Below are 544 nucleotides of genomic sequence, written 5' to 3'. Positions count from 1 at the left end.
GTAAGCGAAGAAAAAGACGTCAAAAGCTTTCGAAACCAATCGTAGAAGAATTCCTGAAATGGATTGAGGAATCCCCTTTTTACGGCAATAACGCACTTGGAAAAGCAGCCGAATATACACTGAAATTGACAGACGGGCTTCGTGCCTTTCTCTATGATGGTCGCATTGAAATGGATAATAATCCAGCAGAAAATGCGATTCGCCCTAGTGTGATCGGTCGAAAAAATTGGATGTTTTCCGTCAGCGAAGCTGGTGCCGAGGCCAATGCGATTTGTTTGAGTATGGCAGAAACAGCGAAAGCTAACGGTGTGGATTTCTATCAATATTTGGTGAAATTACTAACAGAACTACCAAATCTGGATATCCATCGAACGCCAGAAACTTTAAATAAGTACATGCCTTGGTCGAAGGCGATTCAAGCAACATGTGCAAAAAAATAAAATAACCGTAAATCTGTTTAAAACATCTCAGATTCACGGTTATTTGGCGTTTCTGTTTTTAATTTTAGTTGCTTCTATTATAAAATTTCTTAGTTCGGGCTTAC

At 39.3% G+C, this 544-nt stretch carries 1 protein-coding gene; it reads left to right on the top strand.

Annotated features, from left to right (window positions below):
* The coding region (locus M3210_RS20125) for an IS66 family transposase (protein WP_251518073.1) at window positions 1-440 on the top strand (440 nt) is incomplete at its 5' end.
* Window positions 441-544 lie beyond the last annotated feature (104 nt).

The sequence above is a fragment of the Oceanobacillus luteolus genome, from assembly GCF_023715655.1.
In the GTDB taxonomy this organism is placed as follows: domain Bacteria; phylum Bacillota; class Bacilli; order Bacillales; family Amphibacillaceae; genus Oceanobacillus; species Oceanobacillus luteolus.
This window is presented reverse-complemented; position numbering and strand designations above follow the sequence as displayed.